Source organism: Streptomyces sp. DSM 106670, from assembly GCF_055792845.1.
This window is the reverse complement of record NZ_CM147704.1, coordinates 3,399,990-3,416,626: the sequence shown is the minus strand read 5'-3', so window position 1 is coordinate 3,416,626 and position 16,637 is coordinate 3,399,990. Positions and strand designations below refer to the sequence as shown.

Here is a 16,637-nt window from a genome sequence, read left to right as displayed (position 1 = left end):
GGGGGCGGGGAGGAAGCCGGACGTGGGTGCAGTGAAGAGCAAGCGGATGCCGCGCGCGGTGCGCGAGAAGCAGATGATGGACGCCGCGGTGCGGACCTTCGGGCAGCGCGGCTACCGGGCGGCCTCGATGGACGAGATCGCGGAGCTGGCGGGCGTCTCCAAGCCGTTGGTCTACCTGTACCTGAATTCCAAGGAAGAGCTGTTCTCCGCCTGTATCCGCCGGGAGGCGGCGGCCCTGCTGGAGGCGGTACGCGCCGGGGTCGAGCCTGGCCTTCCTGCCGACCGCCAACTGTGGTCGGGGCTAAGGGCGTTCTTCCTCCACACCGCCGAGAACCCGGACGGCTGGTCGGTCCTGCACCGCCAGGCGCGTTCGCACGGGGAGCCGTTCGTCAGCGAGGTCGGCTCCATGCGGGACGAGATCGTCGCGTTCGTGACGGGCCTGATCGGAGCCGCCGCCCGCGAGGCCCACAGCGATCCCGCCCTCGCGGACCGCGATGTGGCGGGCCTCGCCCAGGCCCTGGTGGGAGCCGCGGAGTCGCTGGCGGGCTGGGCGAACGACACCCCGGACGTCTCGGCGAAGGAGGCCGCGGCGACCCTGATGAACTTCGCCTGGGCGGGCCTGGAGAACCTGATGCACGCCAAGCCCTGGACGCCCCCGACGTCATAGGCATGTCATCAGAGGCTGGTTGAGTACGTGTACTCAAGGAGGCGTCGGCCCGCGAGCCCGAGACTGGGGGCCCGCACCGACCTCCTAGGAGCAGGCGATGGCCGCCACCACCCCGAACCCCGCCCCGTCGCTCGACATGAGACTGTCGCCGAGCCGTCGGCTGCCGGCCGCACTCGCCGTCGCGGTGACCGCGGCGCTCGTCGTGTCGAGGTTCGGCGCCGCCGACCCCACCACCTGGCTGCTGGAGACGGTGTGGGTGATGGCGGGCCTGCCGCTGATCATCCTGCTCCGTAACCGCTTCCCGCTGAGCGGCCTGCTCTGCGGGCTGCTGGCGGCCCACGCCCTGGTGCTCATCGTGGGCGGCCACTACACGTACGCGGAGGTGCCCGTCGGAGACTGGGTGCGCGACGTGCTCGGCTGGGAGCGCAACCCCTACGACCGCTTCGGCCATCTCATGCAGGGCTTCGTCCCGGCGATCCTGGTACGCGAACTGCTCGTTCGCACCTCACCGCTGCGCGGCAGCCGCTGGCTCCCGGTGCTCACCGTCTGCGCCTGCCTGGCCTTCAGCGCCGTCTTCGAGATGCTGGAATGGCTGGCGGCCGTCACCGGCGGCGAGGCCGCGGACGCGTTCCTGGGAACCCAGGGAGACATGTGGGACACCCAGTGGGACATGTTCTGCGCCCTGATCGGCGCGGTCTGCGCCCTGCTGTTCCTGAGCCGGGCCCACGACCGCTCCCTCACCCGTACGGGCCTGGGCAAGCCCTAAGGTGTGTCAACCTGGCCCGGACGGGTCACCGCCCCCACGAGGTGCACGCGCCCCCCAACACCCCGCAGGGCGAAGGCGTTCCCGGCGGGGTCGGCGGCGTACGTCACGGTCGCGGGCAGCAGTACAGGGGCCTTGAACTCGGCCCGTACGGAACGGAGTTCGGCGGCCTCTCCCGCCTCGGCGAGGCAGCGGGCGACCGTCCACATGCCGTGGGCGATGGCCCGGGGGAAGCCGAACAGCCGGGCGGTCAGCGGGTGCAGATGGATCGGGTTGCGGTCGCCGGAGACGGCCCCGTACCGCCGCCCGAGATCGCCGGGCAGCCGCCACTCGGTGACGGCGGGCAGCTCCTCGGCGGCCGGGGGTGCGTGCGATGGGGGCGGGGTGTCGCCGGCCGGCTGCCGGTGCCGGGACAGATAGCCGCTGCGGGACTCCCACACCAGCTCCCCGTCCACCCGCGCCTCGGTCGCCATGGTGACCTCGGTTCCTCGCCGATGCGAGGTCAACTCGCTTGCATAAACGGTCAGTTCAAGGGGTTCATCGATGCGCACGGCCCGGTGCGGGGTGATCTCGATCCAGGTGTGGACGAGCCCGAGCACCGGCAGCGGGAAGGCGCGCCCGGTCATCAGCCGCATGGTGAGCGGGAAGGCCAGGACGTGCGGGTACGTGACCGGCAGCGGGCCGGACTCCGCGAACCCGCAGATCCGGGCGTACGCGGCGAGGGGCCCGGGCGCGACGGGCGAGCCCGGGCGGGTGAGACGGCCCGGGGGCAGGGTGGCGTCCGGCTGCCCGGCGCGCTTGAACGGTGACGTGACGGCCCCGCGCACGAGCGAGGCGCTGAGTGAGGTCATCGGGCTCACGCCCCCAGCAGGCTCTGGCCGCAGACGCGCAGCACCTGGCCGTTGACGGCGGTGGAGTCGGGCTGCGCGAACCAGGCGACGGCCTCGGCGACATCGGCCGGAAGTCCGCCCTGGGAAAGGGAGTTCATCCGGCGGCCCGCCTCACGGATGAAGAACGGCACGGCGGCGGTCATCTTCGTCTCGATGAACCCGGGGGCCACCGCGTTGACCGTGACACCGTGCTCGGCGGCGGCGCGCGGGCCGAGCGAGCGGACGAGGCCGATGACACCGGCCTTGCTGGCCGCGTAGTTGGTCTGGCCGTTGTTGCCCGCGATGCCCGCGATGGAGGCGGTGGCGACGATCCGGCCGCCCCGGTTCAGCGTGCCCGAGGTGAGCAGCTCGTCGGTGGTGCGGAGCACGCTGTCGAGGTTGACGTCGATGACCTGGGCCCAGCGGTCGGCCGGCATGTTGGCGAGGCGGCGGTCGCGGGTGATGCCCGCGTTGTGGACGAGGACGTCGAGCCCGTCCGGTGCGGCGGCGGCGATGCGGGCCGCGGCGTCGGGTGCGGTGATGTCCAGCGGCAGCGCGGTGGCCCCGAGCCGGTCGGCGGTGCGCACGAGATCGTCCTGGGCCTGCGGGACGTCCAGCACGATGACCCGCGCCCCGTCACGGGCCAGCACCGAGGCGACGGACGCGCCGATGCCCCGGGCCGCTCCGGTGACCAGGGCGGTGCGCCCGGCGAGCGGGGCGTCCCGGTCGGCGACGGGGTCCGGGGCGGCGGCCGTCAGCTCGATCACCTGGCCGCTGACATAGGCGGACCGGGGGGAGAGGAGGAAGCGGAGGGTGGACTCGGCGGCCGCCGGTTCGGTGTCGGCCGGGATCCGCACGAGCTGTGCGGTGGAGCCGCGCCCGATCTCCTTGCCCAGCGACCGGACGAAACCCTCCAACGCCTGCTGGGCAGCGGCCTGATGGTGGTCCTCGGAGGACGGGGGCGTGCCGAGAACGACGATCCGGCCACCGGGAGCGAGCGACCGTACAACAGGATGGAGGGCCGCGTGCACCTCGGCGAGGCCCTGGGCGGAGGCGACCCCGGTGGCGTCCAGCACGATCCCGGCGGGCCGCGACGCCTGCGCCTCGACGGTCAGCCCGGTCGCCGCCAGCACCTTCGCCAGCCCGTCCGTGATCGCCGAGGCCCCGGCGGTCAGATGCAGCAGCGGCCCGTCCAGGCCCGGTGTCTCCAGGGTCCAGCGGCGCAGCGGGGCGGGCTGCGGCAGGCCGAGCCTGCGGGTGAGGAAGCGGCCGGGTGCTGTGCCGGTGAGGTGCAGATAGCGATCGGCCATTGTCCTGACTCCCTGCTCGGTCGTAGATTTACTCTTGAGTAAGGTTACTCAAGAGTCAGGAGCTGGTCGAGATGCACAATCCCGGACCGACCGAGACGAGATGGTCACGATGACGCGCCAGGACCCGTTCGTTCCGCTCGCGCCGCCGCAGCCGCGCCGCGTGGCGGTCATCGGCGGCAGCCGCACCCCGTTCGCCCGCTCCGACGGCCCGTACGCGACCGCATCCAACCAGGACCTGCTGACGGCCGCGCTGGGCGGCCTGGTGGAGCGGTACGGTCTGGCCGGTGACCGGGTCGGGGCGTTCGTCGCGGGCGCGGTCCTCAAGCACAGCCGGGACTTCAACCTGGCCCGCGAGACCGTCCTCGGCTCCGCGCTCGACCCGCGCACCCCCGCGTACGACATCCAACAGGCCTGCGGCACCGGCCTCCAGGCGGTCATCGCCGCCGCGAACCAGATCGCGCTCGGGTCCGCCGACTCGGCGATCGCGGGCGGCTCCGACACCACCAGCGACGCCCCGCTCGGCGTCAACGACGACCTGCGCCGCATCCTGCTCGCCGCCCGCCGCGCGAAGACGACGGGCGCCCGCCTCAAGGCCCTCTCCGCCGTACGCCCCCGCCACCTCGTCCCGGACATCCCGCGCAACGCCGAACCCCGCACCGGCCTGTCGATGGGCGACCACGCCGCCGTCACCGCCCGCCGCTGGGCGGTCACCCGCGAGGACCAGGACCAGCTGGCCGCCACGAGCCACCAGCGCCTGGCGGCGGCCTACGAACGGGGCTTCCTGGACGACCTGGTGGTCCCGTACCGCGGCCTGGACCGCGACCAGAACCTGCGCCCGGACTCGACGGCCGAGAAACTGGCCCGCCTGAAGCCGGTGTTCGGCACGGCCGACCCCAACCCCACCATGACGGCGGGCAATTCGACGCCGCTGACGGACGGGGCGGCCACGGTCCTGCTGGCGAGCGAGGAGTGGGCGCGGGACCGGGACCTGGAACCACTCGCCTACCTCTCCCTCTACGAGACGGGCGCGGTCGACTACGTGGACGGCGACGACGGCCTCCTCATGGCCCCGGCGTACGCGGTGCCGCGCCTGCTGGAGCGGGCCGGGCTGGGCATCGAGGACTTCGACCTGTACGAGATCCACGAGGCGTTCGCCTCCCAGGTGCTGGCGACCCTCGCCGCCTGGGAGAAGCAGGGCCTGGCCCCGGTGGACCGCACCCGGCTGAACGTGGCCGGGTCCTCCCTGGCCACCGGCCACCCGTTCGCCGCGACGGGAGCCCGGATCGTGGCGACCCTGGCGAAGCTGCTGGCGGAGCGGGAGGGCCCGGGCCGGGGCCTGATCTCGATCTGCGCGGCGGGCGGCCAGGGGGTGACGGCGATCCTGGAGCGCGCGTGACCGGATAGTTCCTTCCTTCTCCGCTGTTCCCTTCTTCCCTTCCCCCTGCCGGACGGACGACCCGGCGAACCGACCCGCCCGACCCCCGAACCGAGGAGCCGCACGTGTCAACGCCACCTTCCGCCTCCACGCCCCCTGGGCCCGTCCTGATCGAACCGACGAAGAAGCGCGGCCCGGACGGCAGGGTCCAGGAGGTCTCCGTACCGAAGTTCGCGCCGCCCGTGGAGCGCGGCTCGCTGGCCGAGATCCCGTTCGACAACGCCCGGGAGGCGCCGGGGGACCTGGTCCTCAGCCGCAAGGACGCCGAGGGCACGTGGCAGGACGTGAGCGCCGCCGAGTTCGCCGCCGAGGTGGTGGCGGTCGCGAAGGGCCTGATGGCGGAGGGGCTGCGGGCGGGGGACCGGGTCGCGATCATGGCCCGGACGACGTACGAGTGGACGCTGCTGGACTTCGCGTCCTGGGCGGCCGGCCTGGTGACGGTCCCCATCTACCCCACCTCCTCGGCCTTCCAGGCCCGCTGGATCCTCCAGAACTCGGGTGCGGTGGCGTGCGCGGTGGAGACGAAGGAGCAGGGCCGCCTGATCAGCCAGGAGCGCAAGCAGCTGGGCGACCTGGCGCATCTGTGGCAGTTCGACACGGGGGCGATCGGCCACCTCAAGTCGCTGGGGAAGGACATCCCGGACGAGGCGGTGTCGGCGCGCCGCGCAACGTTGGAACCGGACACCCCCGCCACGCTCATCTACACCTCGGGCACGACGGGCCGTCCGAAGGGCTGTGTCCTCACCCACGGCAACTTCTTCGCCGAGGTGGACAACGCGATCGAACTCCTCCACCCGGTCTTCAAGTCGGTATCCAAGGACCCGGCTTCGACGCTCCTCTTCCTGCCCCTCTCCCATGTCTTCGGCCGGATGGTGGCGATCGGCTGCATGCGGGCGAGGGTCCGCCTCGGCCACGCCCCCTCCATCCAGACGGAAGACCTCCTGGCCGACCTGGCGGGCTTCCGCCCCACCTTCCTCCTGGCTATCCCGTACGTCCTGGAGAAGGTCTACAACACGGGCCGGGCGACGGCGGAGAAGATGGGCCGCGCCTCGTCGTTCGACCGCGCGGCGCGGATCGCCCAGCGCTACGGCCAGGCGGTGGAGGCCGCCGAACACGGCACGGGCCCGGGCCCCGGCCTGGGCCTGCGGGCGGCCCGAGCTCTCTACGATCCCCTGGTCTACCGCCGTATCCGGGCGGCGCTGGGCGGCAAGGTGCGGTACGTGATCTGCGGCGGCTCCCCGCTGGGCCGCCGGCTCGCCGCGTTCTACGAGGGCGCGGGCATCGGCATCTTCGAGGGCTACGGCCTCACCGAGACGACGGCCGCCCACACGGTGACCCCACCCCTCAAACCCCGCCTGGGCACGGTGGGTTGGCCCCTGCCCGGAACCTCGGTGCGCATCGCGGACGACGGGGAGGTGCTGCTGAAGGGCGGCCAGGTCTTCCGGGGCTACTGGGACGGCGAACGCGCGGAGGTGACCCCGGCGCTGCTGGCGGACGACTGGTTCCCGACGGGCGACCTGGGCGCGCTGGACGAGGACGGCTACCTGACGATCACGGGCCGCAAGAAGGACATCATCATCACGTCGGGCGGCAAGAACGTCACCCCGGCCCCCCTGGAGGACTGGCTGCGCGCCCACCCCCTGGTCAGCCAGTGCATGGTCGTCGGCGACAACCGCTCGTTCATCACCGCCCTGATCACCCTGGAGCCGGACGGCCTCCAGCACTGGCGCCAGATGACAAAGAAGCAGGACATCCCGATGCGCGACCTGATCCACGACGAGGACCTGCGCACCTCGCTCCAGAAGGCGGTGGACGAGGCGAACCGCCTGGTGTCCCGCGCGGAGTCGATCCGCAAGTTCACGGTCCTGCCGGTGGACTTCACGGAGGAGAAGGGCCACTTGACGCCGTCGCTGAAGCTGAAACGGGACGCTATCGCGCGGGACTTCTCGGGGGAGATCGAGGGGTTGTACCGGAGGGGGTGAGGGGCGGGGCGGCGGCTAGGGTGAAGTGAGGCTCGCCGCCCTCCCACGGGCCGTGGTCGTGGGCTCGGGGTGATGTCTCGGAGCCGGCGGTCTGCCTTGCGCGTGCAGGGATGACCCGGTGTGGAAAATGGCTGACCTGCCTGATCTGTAGTGTTCCCCGCTCGTGCGGGGTTGGCCCCGAGGTCCAAGCGAAACTGGCGTTGGGGCTCGAACGCCCCGCGAGCGCGGGGTTGGTCCCGCTTCGAAAACTGCGGGTGGCGGCGTTGGGCGGTTTCCCCGCCCTGCGGGATGGTCCGCTGTCGACGTCCGCGTCACCACTGAGGATGACGCGTTCCCTGCGTCAGCAGGGGTGGCCCCTTCACCGGTCCGGGCCTTTTGCTGAAGCATTGATCCCCGCTGCTGTGGGGTTGGTCCAGCGGTAGGCCAGATGTTGAAAAACGGCCTGGCCGTGCCCCCCGCATCGGCGGGGACCAGGCGGCGGAAGCCGTCGGCACTCTGTCGGCTCCGCCGAGGATGCGGCACGCTGGTGCGGAATCAACTCGCGTAGATTCCGCGGCACTTCGCGCCTCGCATGCCACGGCCCGGTTGTCGACCCGAAGGACTTCTCACCATGCGCTCGCCCCGTACCGCCCTTCTGGCGCTCCTCGCCCTCCTCGGAGGCCTGCTCACCGTCACCGCCACCGCGTCCCCCGCGGCGGCCGCCCCGAACTTCAAGGCGCCCTACGCCTGCGGCCAGCAGTGGACCTACAGCCATCACTCCGCCGAGGTCAGACAGGCTCTCGACTTCGTCCGCACCGACGGCGGGGGCACGGCCGGCTCCCCGGTCCTCGCCTCGGCCGCCGGGACCGCGTACCGCTACTCCCAGCCGAGCGGCGCGGGCAACTACATCGCCGTCGAGCACGGCGGTGGCTGGAAGACGTACTACTTCCACCTCGCCGCGTTCTCCGTCGCCGACGGGGCCCAGGTCGCTCAGGGCCAGCAGATCGGCACCACCGGCTCCACCGGCAACAGCTCCGGCGCGCACATCCACTACGAGCAGCTCTACAACGGCGTCGGCCAGGCCATCGTGATCAACGGCCAGTCCCTCGCCCCGTATCCCGGCTCGTACTACAGCAAGTACCTGACCAGCGACAACGGTTGTGGTGGCGGTGGAGGCGGCAAGTACTGGGTCGACACCTTCGCCAACGCCACCGGCTACGCCGCGGCCAACACCGCCGACGCGCAGGGCGTCCTGAACGCCGGTACCAACTACGTGTACTGCAAGGTGTGGGGAGCGCGGGTCGGCACGGCGAGCCAGTTCAACCACTGGTGGCTGCGCACCGACCTCGACGTCGTGTACGCGGGCAAGAACGGCCGCAACGCGTATGTCTCCGCGTACTACCTCTCCCGCTGGGGCAACGACGAGGCCCGCGACAACAACGGGACGGTCATCCCGGACTGCTGACGGGCGACTCCGCCCTGCCCCCGTGCTCCGCGGGAGCAGGGCAGAGCGCGGCGTGGCTCAGTGACACCTCCGTGGTCTGGCGCAAAACCCGTCGATCACCGTCCGCGCCGCCTGGCACCCTGGCCGTAAGGGCCCGACGGCAGCAGATCCGCGGGCAGGGCGTCGCGAAGGAGAGGCCTCATGGCCACGGTCGTCGATCTGATCACCTATCCCGTCAAGGGCTGCGCGGGAACGTCCGTGGACAGTACGCACCTCACGCCGGCGGGGCTCGCGTACGACCGCAGTTTCATGGTCGTCAGCGTCGACGGGGTCTACCGCACCCAGCGCCGCGACCCCCGCCTCGCCCTCGTCCGGCCCACCGCCTCCGCCGACGGCAGCAGGCTCACGCTCGCATCGGTGGAGCCGGACAGCGGCCACGGCGTGCTGCACCTCGACGTCACGACCTCCGCGCCCCGGCGCGACGTGGACCTGTTCGGCGCGACGTACCAGGGCATCGACCAGGGCGAGGACGCCGCCGCCTGGTTCACGGAACTCCTCGGCACCCCGAGCCGTCTGGTCCGCGTACCGCCGGAGCACGACCGGAAGACCGACGGCCTGACCCCCGGCACCTCCGGCTACGCCGACAGCAGCGCCGTCCACCTGCTGTCGCGCTCCTCCCTCGCCCTCCTGAACGCGCGGATGGCCGAGCGCGACGCCCCGCCCCTGGCCATGGACCGCTTCCGCCCGAACATCGTCGTCGACAGCCACCCCGAGGGAGCCCACGGTGAGGACGGAGAGCACGGGGAGGACTGGGCGACGGAGCCCCACGCCGAGGACCGGATCCGCCGCATGACCATCGGCGCGGCCGAGTTCGGCTACACCAAGCTCGCCGTGCGCTGCGCGGTCACCCTGGTCGACCAGGAGGCCGGGGCCCGGGGCGGCCCGGAGCCGCTGCGCACCCTCGCGGGCTACCGGCGCTTCTCGGCAGGCGGGGTGGTGTTCGGCGCGAAGTTCTCCGTGGTGCGGCCGGGCAAGCTGTCGGTCGGCGACGAGGTGGCCGTCGAGGAGTGGGGCGAGGCCGAAAGCTGACGCCTCTGTCGGAGTCCGGAGCGGGGCGCCCCTACCTGCCGCGCACGCGTCGGCGCGTTCCGGTAAACACACGCGCGTGGCGGTCGAGACCTCGGGAGCCGTGAGCAGCTCCCTCAGGAATTGCTCAAATGAATTGGATCATCCCATCAAGATCGTTAGTGTTCATTCCGCTCAATCGACCACAATGCTCTGCCCATGGGGGAGCACCACAGGAAGCTGAGGTTGCGGAATGGATGCTCTGACCGTTCTGGCGTTGGCCGCGTTCGGATCCACCGCGTATCTCACCACCCTCTCGACCGTGAAATGGCTGAACCAGCAGGCCTCGCCCGCGAAGGTCGCGGGCCTGGTGGTGGTCGGCATGGTTCTGTGCGCGCTTGTCGGGGCGATCGCGAACGCGAGCGAGAGCGTAATGATCGGATTCATCGTGGGTGCCGGCATCACCCCGCCCGTGCACCGGTGGATCCTGCAGCGACCCAGGCCCGTCGCCGGTCACTGACCTTTCGGCGAACTCACGGCTCCGTCGCCGTCGCCGTCGCCGTCGCCGACGGCCGTACGGCTCACTCGAAGAACTTCAGGCTCCACCCCGTGTCCGTGTTCGGCCCCGGAACGTTGGCGCGCGAGTACGTCGTGTTGCCCCACCAGGCGAACGTGCCGGTGTACCAGTGGCGGTTGGCCCAGGAGTACGGGGTGCCCTTCGCGACCGCGTGGTACATCGACGGGAACTTCGGACCGGCGGGCGGGCTGGTGTCGATGTCGCCGTGGAGCAGGACGAAGGTGTGGTGGCCGGGCCCGTTCACGTACAGCGTCGGGTCCCAACCCGCCATCATCGTCGACCGGTTGGAGCCGAACAGGCAGCCGTTCGACTTGTACCAGTCCCATACGTACGTGGGATCGCCGCCCTTGCGCAGCCGCAGGTCTGCCAGGCAGTACTGCTCGCTCCAACTGCCGTTGGCGGAGTACGTGATGTGCAGTTGTCCGTTCGGGTCCTTGATGGCCTCGGGGCTCTCGTTGATGAACGGGTTGCCGACCACCCGCTCCCAGCTCTCGCGCGGCTGCGAGATGACGTACCGCGCGCCGGTGGGCTGGGTCGGGCTGCTCATCCGGGCGATGTAGAGATTCTGCTCGACGTTGGTGTCGCCCGCCCAGCCGGACCAGACGAACCAGCGCTGCCCCTCGAAGGTGAACAGGGTGCCGTCGATGGCCCATTTGTCGTCGGGCAGCGCGAGTTGGGTCTCGGCCCCGTACCCGCTGTCCGGCGAGGCCGAGCTGATGACGAACATGCGGTGGGCGGCCCCGACACCGGCGGTGAAGTAGATGTAGTAGCGCCCGCCGTCCATCACGATCTCGGGGGCCCAGACCTCCCCGCGTCCCCGGCTGTCGGCCCAGACCTGCCGGGCGGGCGCGGTGGCAAGACCGTCCGTGGACGACGCCTGCCGTACGACGATGCCGCCGCCGGTCGACTGGACGCCGACGTACGTACTGCCCACCCGCAACACGCTGGGGTCGGCCGCGCGGAGGCTGGTCTGCCCCTGCGGAGCCGCCGCCTCACGGGCGGGCGGCGCACCCTGGGCGGTGTCGGGCGGCGCCAGGAAGAGCGTCGCGGCGAGCGCGCCGGCCAGCGCGAGCGCGCCGAGACCGGACGAGCGGCGGAAGGGTCTCCTGGGTTTGTGCAGGGGCTTGCGCGTGGGGTCGCTCATGAGGCTCGCTCCTGAGTGGGGGCTCGATGGTGACGGCGCTGATGGCGGTGACAACGGCAACGATTTACATCGATAGAAGAGCGCTCTCGCAGAATCCCGCCGGGGGCGGGACCTGTCAATGACCGGGGAGGGGCTCGACCGTGCTGCGAGACTTCCGGCATGGATATGGGGCGTGAGTCGCGGTGGGAAAAGGACGCGCTGACGGTGGAGATCGTCTTTGCTCTGGTGACTGCTGTCGTCCTCGCCGCGGCGGTCTTCGCCGGAGCTCTGGCCCTCACTCTCGTCTTCGACCTTTCCGGTTCAGCGCCCAGAGGTGTACGGATGGGGGGAGCCCTGGTGGGTGCGGCGGCCGGGGTGTGGCGTCTGGTGCGGGTGCTGTATCGCTTCGACGCGGAGCGCCGTAAAGGCCACTGACGGCAAGCGCAAAAGGCCGTCCGGCGGCGCGGGGATCCAGCAGGGCTTTGCCGGTGGCGGCACTCGCGTGGCGCTCCGCGACGTACCGGCCAGGTCCGGTCCGGTGCCCGGATGCTCCCGCAGGATCGGCGGCGGCCTCGGTCGGCGATCGGGTAGGGTCTCCGAATCACCAAAGGGGGCAGCGGAGTTGGACACCGAAATAGAGCGCTTTTTGACTCACCCGCGCTACTGGTTGATGTACGCGCTGCCGTGGCCGGCGACGGACCCGAACGCCGACATGGCGGAGGCGGCCCACGTGATCGCGCCCCCGACCGTCCCGGCCGGACAGCGGGACCGTCTCCCCCCGGACGTGGCCGATCTTCTCGGGTTCGTCGGCGTGTACGCGAGCGAGCATCCGGACCAGCGCGTGATCTGGTTCACCGACGTCACGCGGTGGCTGGAGTGGGAGAAGGACAGCAGCTGGAGCGCGCTCGGCGTCGACTGGGAGCACGCGCTCGCACAACTGACGCGACCCCCCTTTCTGGGGTTGTACATGACGGTCAACCGCCGGGCGTACCACCATCTGATCAACACGGCCGAGCGCTTCCGGGTGACTTACACCGACGGACACAGCGAGGTGCTGACAGGCGAGGAACGCCAAGCGGTGCACGAGGCGTTCGAGCGCAAGCTGGACGCGGACTGGCCGGCGTACATCCGCGACATGTTGGCGAGTGGACACCTCACCGTCGGCTAGAGGGTGTCCGGTAACTGGTGACGGCTGCTGAGGCGTTGCTCCGCCAGCGGCGGGGTGGTTTCCGTAGATGACCCGAAGTGGATCGATCCGTTCGTCGGGCGGCGTCGGCGTAGTCCGTGCGACTCGATGCTCGAACCGGCGTGGAGCGGCGCTGCCGGTCACCGGCCTTCGGGTGGATCGTGGCCATGCCGGATGCGGCTTGGCGCCCCGTTAGGTGCGGAGGGTGCGGAAGAAGGCGCGGATGTCGTCGACGAACAGGCCGGGAACCTCGAAGGCGGGAAAGTGACCGCCCTCGGCGTGCTCGCGGAAGAAGGTGGTTTCGTCGTGCGGGCCGAGGACCTTGCGGACCAGCGGGTTGCTGTAGAACAGCGAGGAGGCCATGGGCACCCCGGAAGGGCTGCCCCAGCTCGGGTCGTCGGCGTGGGCCAGCTCCCAGTAGAAGTCGCCCGCCGCCGGGCCGGTCCGGGTGAACCAGTACAGACTGGCGGTGATCAGCACGTTCTCGCGGCTGATCGGAGTGGCTGGATTGGCCCACTGCACGAACTTCTCGGCGATCCACGCCAACTGCAGGATCGGAGAGTCGGCCAGGCCCGCCGAGAGAGCGTTGGGCGCGGTCATGTGCAGCACCTTGTAGCCCTTCATCTGCGACCAGCTGCGCTGCGCCGCTTCGAGCCCGGCCTGCTCGTCCGGGCTCAGGCCGTCCGGCACGGGGAGGTCCTCGCCGGCCATGCCGAGCTGGAGCCGGTCGCCGTGGGTGTGCGCACCGATGACCCGGTCGGGCATCAGGGTGACCACCCGCCCGGTCACGCCGGCCCCTAGGTCGCCCCCTTCGACGCCGAAACGCTCGTAACCCAGGCGGGTCATCAGCTCGCCAAAGGCCAGGGCGGTGCGCTCCAGGTTCCAGCCGCGCGCCGAAAGGGGGCTGGAGAAGGCGAAGCCAGGCAGCGAAGGAATGACCACGTGGAACGCGTCGGCGGGGTCCCCGCCATGAGCGCGCGGATCGGTCAGCGGCCCGCTCGCTTCCAGGAACTCGACGAAGGAGGTCGGGTAGCTGTGGTTCAGCAACAGCGGCGTGGCGTCCGGCTCCGGCGAGCGCAGATGCAGGAAATGGATGGTCTGCCCGTCGATCTCGGTCAGAAACTGCGGATAGGTGTTCAGCCTGGCCTCATGGGTCCGCCAGTCGAATCCGTTTCTCCAGTGGTCGGCCAGTTCGTGGAGGTGGTCCGACGGGATGCCGTGATCCCACTCCGATTCGGCGCCGGGCACCGGGTACGGCGATCGGGTGCGTGCCAGGCGGTCTTGTAGATCGTCGAGGTCGGTCTGCGGGATCTGGATCCGGAAAGGGCTGATTTCAGCACACATAAACCCAGAATATATAGCGATTCCGTTGCAATTGCGGTGAAAGGGATCGTTAAGCACAGGTCCGGCCTGGGCGAGACGACGCTGTGGTTGACCGACGGGACCGCCATCGGGGGGTCCGGTGCGAAGACGCCGGACAACCTGCGCGGGTGGGCGTTCGACCAGGAGGATGACGCCGGTCCGGGTGCGGCTGCGCAGCACTTCTCGTACGACCAGGGCCACCTGCGTAACCCGACTGTCCCCGCTGACCACTGCGTCAACATGGTCGCGGGTACCAGCGTGAAGACGATGATGGGGTCGTGCACACAGCCCAGGCCCCTGGTGACCCCGGCTAAGTTCGCGTCAACCGCCGACTCCCACCCGCAATGGAGCACCTCGAAGCTCGGCCCGCCATGACTGCGTACGAGGGTCGGACGGTTTTGAATCAACAGTGGAACGACGGAGCGATGATTCCTTCGAAACGGTGGAAGCCGCCTACATAAACGCTCAGTTGTACCGACCACGCCCAAGTGCCGTGCATGAGTAGGGCTGTTCAGAACTGAAGGGCGCGGATCAGGCGTCGAGCGGTCCTGGCGTCGATCGAGCCCAGGTCCAGGAGGTCCGGGGTGTTCTCCCGTACGGATACGGAGAGGACGCCGCCGCCGGTGGCCTGCGGGAAGGCCTGGATCAGCATGGCTCTCACGGTGCCGGCGTTGGCGTCCGTACCTGGCTGTTCGGTGATCTGCGGCACCGCACCGAGCAGCCGGGCCAGCCGTGCCGCGTCGTCGATCCGGATGGGGCCGAGGGTGATGCGGCCTTGCTTGACCCGGAGGCCGGGGAGGTCGATCCGGTACCCCTCGCAGATCTCCCGCAGCGCGCGGGCCGCCTTCAGCGTGCGCTTGGTTCCGGTGCGGATGAGGCGGGCCAGTTGGCGGGCGTCGGTGGGGCTGAGAGGAGTGATCCGTACGGGGTTCTCCGTCTCCGATTCCGTATCCGTGACGCCCGCGCTCAGCCCGGCCTCGCTGAGCGCGGCGCGCAGCTCCGAGGAGGGTGATGGGGGAGCGGGCATGTGCGTAGGCGTGTCGTTCATTCGTGGCTCCTGAGCGGCGGGTCGGTCGGTAACAGAGGGAGGGTGGAGACCGGGTACGCGGTCCAGCGCCAGGTCCCGTCGGGGGTGCGCAGCTCGTACGCGTACCCCTGGCCGCGACGCAGGCTGCGGACGGCGGCCTCGGCGGTCTGACGGTCGTCGAGCCAAGCTCGGGCCCTGTGCCGGGCGTCACGGTCGAGGCCCGGCGGCTGATGTGTGGTCGGTGTCCGTATGACACCAATAGGTGCGTGGCAGCGGCCTGTTCACGTGGCGTACGCCGGTGTCGCGGCGCGGATGTCGGCCCAGACGTCCTTGCCGTCCTGCCGCATCACCGTCCCGCACTGCGCCGCGAGCGCGGCGATCAGGAGGACCCCGCGCCCGCTCTCCTCGCTCCAGTCCGGTTCGCGCCGTTCGGGCGGCGCGGTGTCGGAGTCGCTGACGGTGACGCGTACGCCGTCGGGCCTGCGGCGCAACGTGATGGTGCAGAGGGGTGACCCGGTGTGCCGCATGACGTTGGTGAGCCGCTCGTGGGCGCAGAGCGTGGCGGCGTCGCTCAGCTCGCGCAGGTCCCAGAGGTCGAGGTGGGCACTGACGATGCGGCGCATGATCGCGAGGGTCTCGGGGCGGGCGACGAGTTCCTGGTGGTAGTCGGGCGGGTCTAACTCGATGGTGGGGCCCATGGGTTTCCTCCGGCGTGAGGGAAGGCGATCCGGCCCACGCGGCAACCCTGGGTGATCGAGGTGGTGCCTTGCGTGGTGAGCAATAGAGTGGACCGCCAGCGGTGTGATTCGCAACCCGTTCAGTTGCAAAATTGTAGATTCGCCTGTGTGGGTGAACGCTTGTGCATATAAAGGGAGTTGCAAAGAGTGGTCATCGCCGGGTAGCACTGAGTCACCCGCGTCAGGGGAGGGACAACCACATGCCAAGCCATCCACGCCCAACGGTGCGACGCCGACGACTCGGTGCCGAGCTGAAGCGGCTCCGTGAGAAGGCCGGGGTCAAGATGGAGGAGGCTGCCGAGCGCATCGGCGGCGACAAGCCCAAGATCTCCCGTCAGGAGAACGGCCGCCAGGGTGTCAGCAAGCTGGAGATCGAGGCACTGCTCGCGCTGTACGGAGTATCGGACGAGCGGCTGCGGACGGCGCTGACCACGCTGGCACGGGAGGGGAGGCGTAAGGGCTGGTGGGCGCAGTACAGCGACATACTCCCCGCCGGTTTCCAGGAGCGTCTTTCGATGGAGTCCGACGCTGCGCGGATCCTTACGTTCCAGCCGATGCTCGTGCCGGGACTGCTTCAGACGGTCGAGTACGCCACGGAGGTGATCCGGTCCGTCGACAAGGGCGTGACCGAGGAGGAGCGCGACTCGTACATCGAAGTCCGCAAGGCTCGGCAGGAGATTTTCACGCGGGACAACCCTCCGCAGTACGTCTGCCTTCTCGACGAAGCGGTGCTCCGCCGGGAGGTTGGTGGACCGGCGGTCATGGCTGCTCAGCTCGACAAGATCCTGGAGGTGAACAATCCGCCGAGGCTCACCATCCAGGTGGTGCCGTTCTCCCAGGGCTGGCACGCGGGCGCTGACGGGGCCTTCAACATCTACAGCTATCCCGATCCGATGGATCTCGACGTCGTCAACTTGGACTATCTCGATGGCGCCTTGTATCTGGAGGAAGATCAGCCCGTAGGGCGCTATCAGTTGGCCTTCGACGAACTGAGGGCGGCGGCACTCGCGTCACGGCAGTCCATGGAACTAGTCTCGGCAGTGAAGCGAGAGTTCATGAACAGAGCGTAGAGGTGGACGCAGCAGATGGCGCGATACGGTCTTCCCGACAG

The 16,637-nt window shown here is 70.1% G+C and carries 16 protein-coding genes; 10 read left to right on the top strand and 6 right to left on the bottom strand.

Annotation, left to right across the window (positions count from 1 at the left end; all coding sequences use genetic code 11):
* Positions 1-22 precede the first annotated feature (22 nt).
* Positions 23-667: a TetR/AcrR family transcriptional regulator gene (locus ACSMXR_RS15075; protein WP_030088171.1), complete on the top strand. Its 645-nt coding sequence runs from the start codon at positions 23-25 to the stop codon at positions 665-667.
* A 97-nt stretch (positions 668-764) separates the two neighbouring features.
* Positions 765-1,433, top strand: coding sequence for a DUF2238 domain-containing protein (locus ACSMXR_RS15070; protein WP_473172093.1), 669 nt, complete (start codon positions 765-767; stop codon positions 1,431-1,433).
* On the opposite strand, the gene ACSMXR_RS15065 is transcribed toward ACSMXR_RS15070, so the two are convergent.
* On the bottom strand, positions 1,430-2,281 hold the full coding sequence (locus tag ACSMXR_RS15065) for a MaoC family dehydratase (protein WP_473172092.1): 852 nt from the start codon (positions 2,279-2,281) through the stop codon (positions 1,430-1,432). The genes ACSMXR_RS15070 and ACSMXR_RS15065 overlap by 4 nt on opposite strands.
* Before the next feature lie 5 nt (positions 2,282-2,286).
* Positions 2,287-3,609, bottom strand: coding sequence for a 3-oxoacyl-ACP reductase (locus tag ACSMXR_RS15060; protein WP_473172091.1), 1,323 nt, complete (start codon positions 3,607-3,609; stop codon positions 2,287-2,289).
* Positions 3,610-3,709: 100 nt separating this feature from the next.
* On the opposite strand from ACSMXR_RS15060, the gene ACSMXR_RS15055 reads away from it, so the two are divergent.
* The 5 genes from ACSMXR_RS15055 (at position 3,710) to ACSMXR_RS15035 (ending at position 10,034) form a co-directional block, all read left to right on the top strand.
* On the top strand, positions 3,710-5,005 hold the full coding sequence (locus ACSMXR_RS15055; protein ID WP_381795171.1) for an acetyl-CoA C-acetyltransferase: 1,296 nt from the start codon (positions 3,710-3,712) through the stop codon (positions 5,003-5,005).
* 104 nt (positions 5,006-5,109) lie between these two features.
* Positions 5,110-7,026 carry an AMP-dependent synthetase/ligase gene (locus ACSMXR_RS15050; RefSeq protein WP_473172090.1) on the top strand — a complete coding sequence of 639 codons (1,917 nt, stop codon included), beginning with the start codon at positions 5,110-5,112 and terminating at the stop codon, positions 7,024-7,026.
* 610 nt (positions 7,027-7,636) lie between these two features.
* Positions 7,637-8,470, top strand: coding sequence for a M23 family metallopeptidase (locus ACSMXR_RS15045; protein ID WP_473172089.1), 834 nt, complete (start codon positions 7,637-7,639; stop codon positions 8,468-8,470).
* Positions 8,471-8,650: 180 nt separating this feature from the next.
* On the top strand, positions 8,651-9,538 hold the full coding sequence (locus ACSMXR_RS15040) for an MOSC domain-containing protein (RefSeq protein WP_473172088.1): 888 nt from the start codon (positions 8,651-8,653) through the stop codon (positions 9,536-9,538).
* A gap of 229 nt (positions 9,539-9,767) precedes the next feature.
* Positions 9,768-10,034: a hypothetical protein gene (locus tag ACSMXR_RS15035; RefSeq protein WP_473172087.1), complete on the top strand. Its 267-nt coding sequence runs from the start codon at positions 9,768-9,770 to the stop codon at positions 10,032-10,034.
* Between the two features lie 61 nt (positions 10,035-10,095).
* Here the strand turns inward: ACSMXR_RS15035 and ACSMXR_RS15030 are convergent, their stop codons facing one another.
* The gene (locus ACSMXR_RS15030) at positions 10,096-11,235 is read right to left on the bottom strand and encodes a glycoside hydrolase family 43 protein (RefSeq protein ID WP_381851867.1); all 1,140 of its coding nucleotides are present in this window, start codon (positions 11,233-11,235) and stop codon (positions 10,096-10,098) included.
* A 159-nt stretch (positions 11,236-11,394) separates the two neighbouring features.
* Between ACSMXR_RS15030 and ACSMXR_RS15025 the strand changes: the two genes are divergently transcribed.
* Complete coding sequence (locus tag ACSMXR_RS15025) at positions 11,395-11,649, top strand: DUF6332 family protein (RefSeq protein WP_473172086.1); 255 nt, start codon at positions 11,395-11,397, stop codon at positions 11,647-11,649.
* Between the two features lie 187 nt (positions 11,650-11,836).
* The gene (locus tag ACSMXR_RS15020) at positions 11,837-12,382 is read left to right on the top strand and encodes a hypothetical protein (protein WP_218526012.1); all 546 of its coding nucleotides are present in this window, start codon (positions 11,837-11,839) and stop codon (positions 12,380-12,382) included.
* A 210-nt stretch (positions 12,383-12,592) separates the two neighbouring features.
* On the opposite strand, the gene ACSMXR_RS15015 is transcribed toward ACSMXR_RS15020, so the two are convergent.
* The 3 genes from ACSMXR_RS15015 to ACSMXR_RS15005 form a co-directional block, all read right to left on the bottom strand.
* Positions 12,593-13,963 carry an epoxide hydrolase family protein gene (locus tag ACSMXR_RS15015; protein ID WP_473172085.1) on the bottom strand — a complete coding sequence of 457 codons (1,371 nt, stop codon included), beginning with the start codon at positions 13,961-13,963 and terminating at the stop codon, positions 12,593-12,595.
* Positions 13,964-14,273: 310 nt separating this feature from the next.
* Positions 14,274-14,810, bottom strand: a complete 537-nt coding sequence (locus ACSMXR_RS15010) for a hypothetical protein (protein WP_473172084.1) — start codon at positions 14,808-14,810, stop codon at positions 14,274-14,276.
* 260 nt (positions 14,811-15,070) lie between these two features.
* Positions 15,071-15,487, bottom strand: a complete 417-nt coding sequence (locus tag ACSMXR_RS15005; protein WP_473172083.1) for an ATP-binding protein — start codon at positions 15,485-15,487, stop codon at positions 15,071-15,073.
* Positions 15,488-15,726: 239 nt separating this feature from the next.
* On the opposite strand from ACSMXR_RS15005, the gene ACSMXR_RS15000 reads away from it, so the two are divergent.
* Positions 15,727-16,596, top strand: a complete 870-nt coding sequence (locus tag ACSMXR_RS15000; protein ID WP_230543979.1) for a helix-turn-helix domain-containing protein — start codon at positions 15,727-15,729, stop codon at positions 16,594-16,596.
* Positions 16,597-16,637 lie beyond the last annotated feature (41 nt).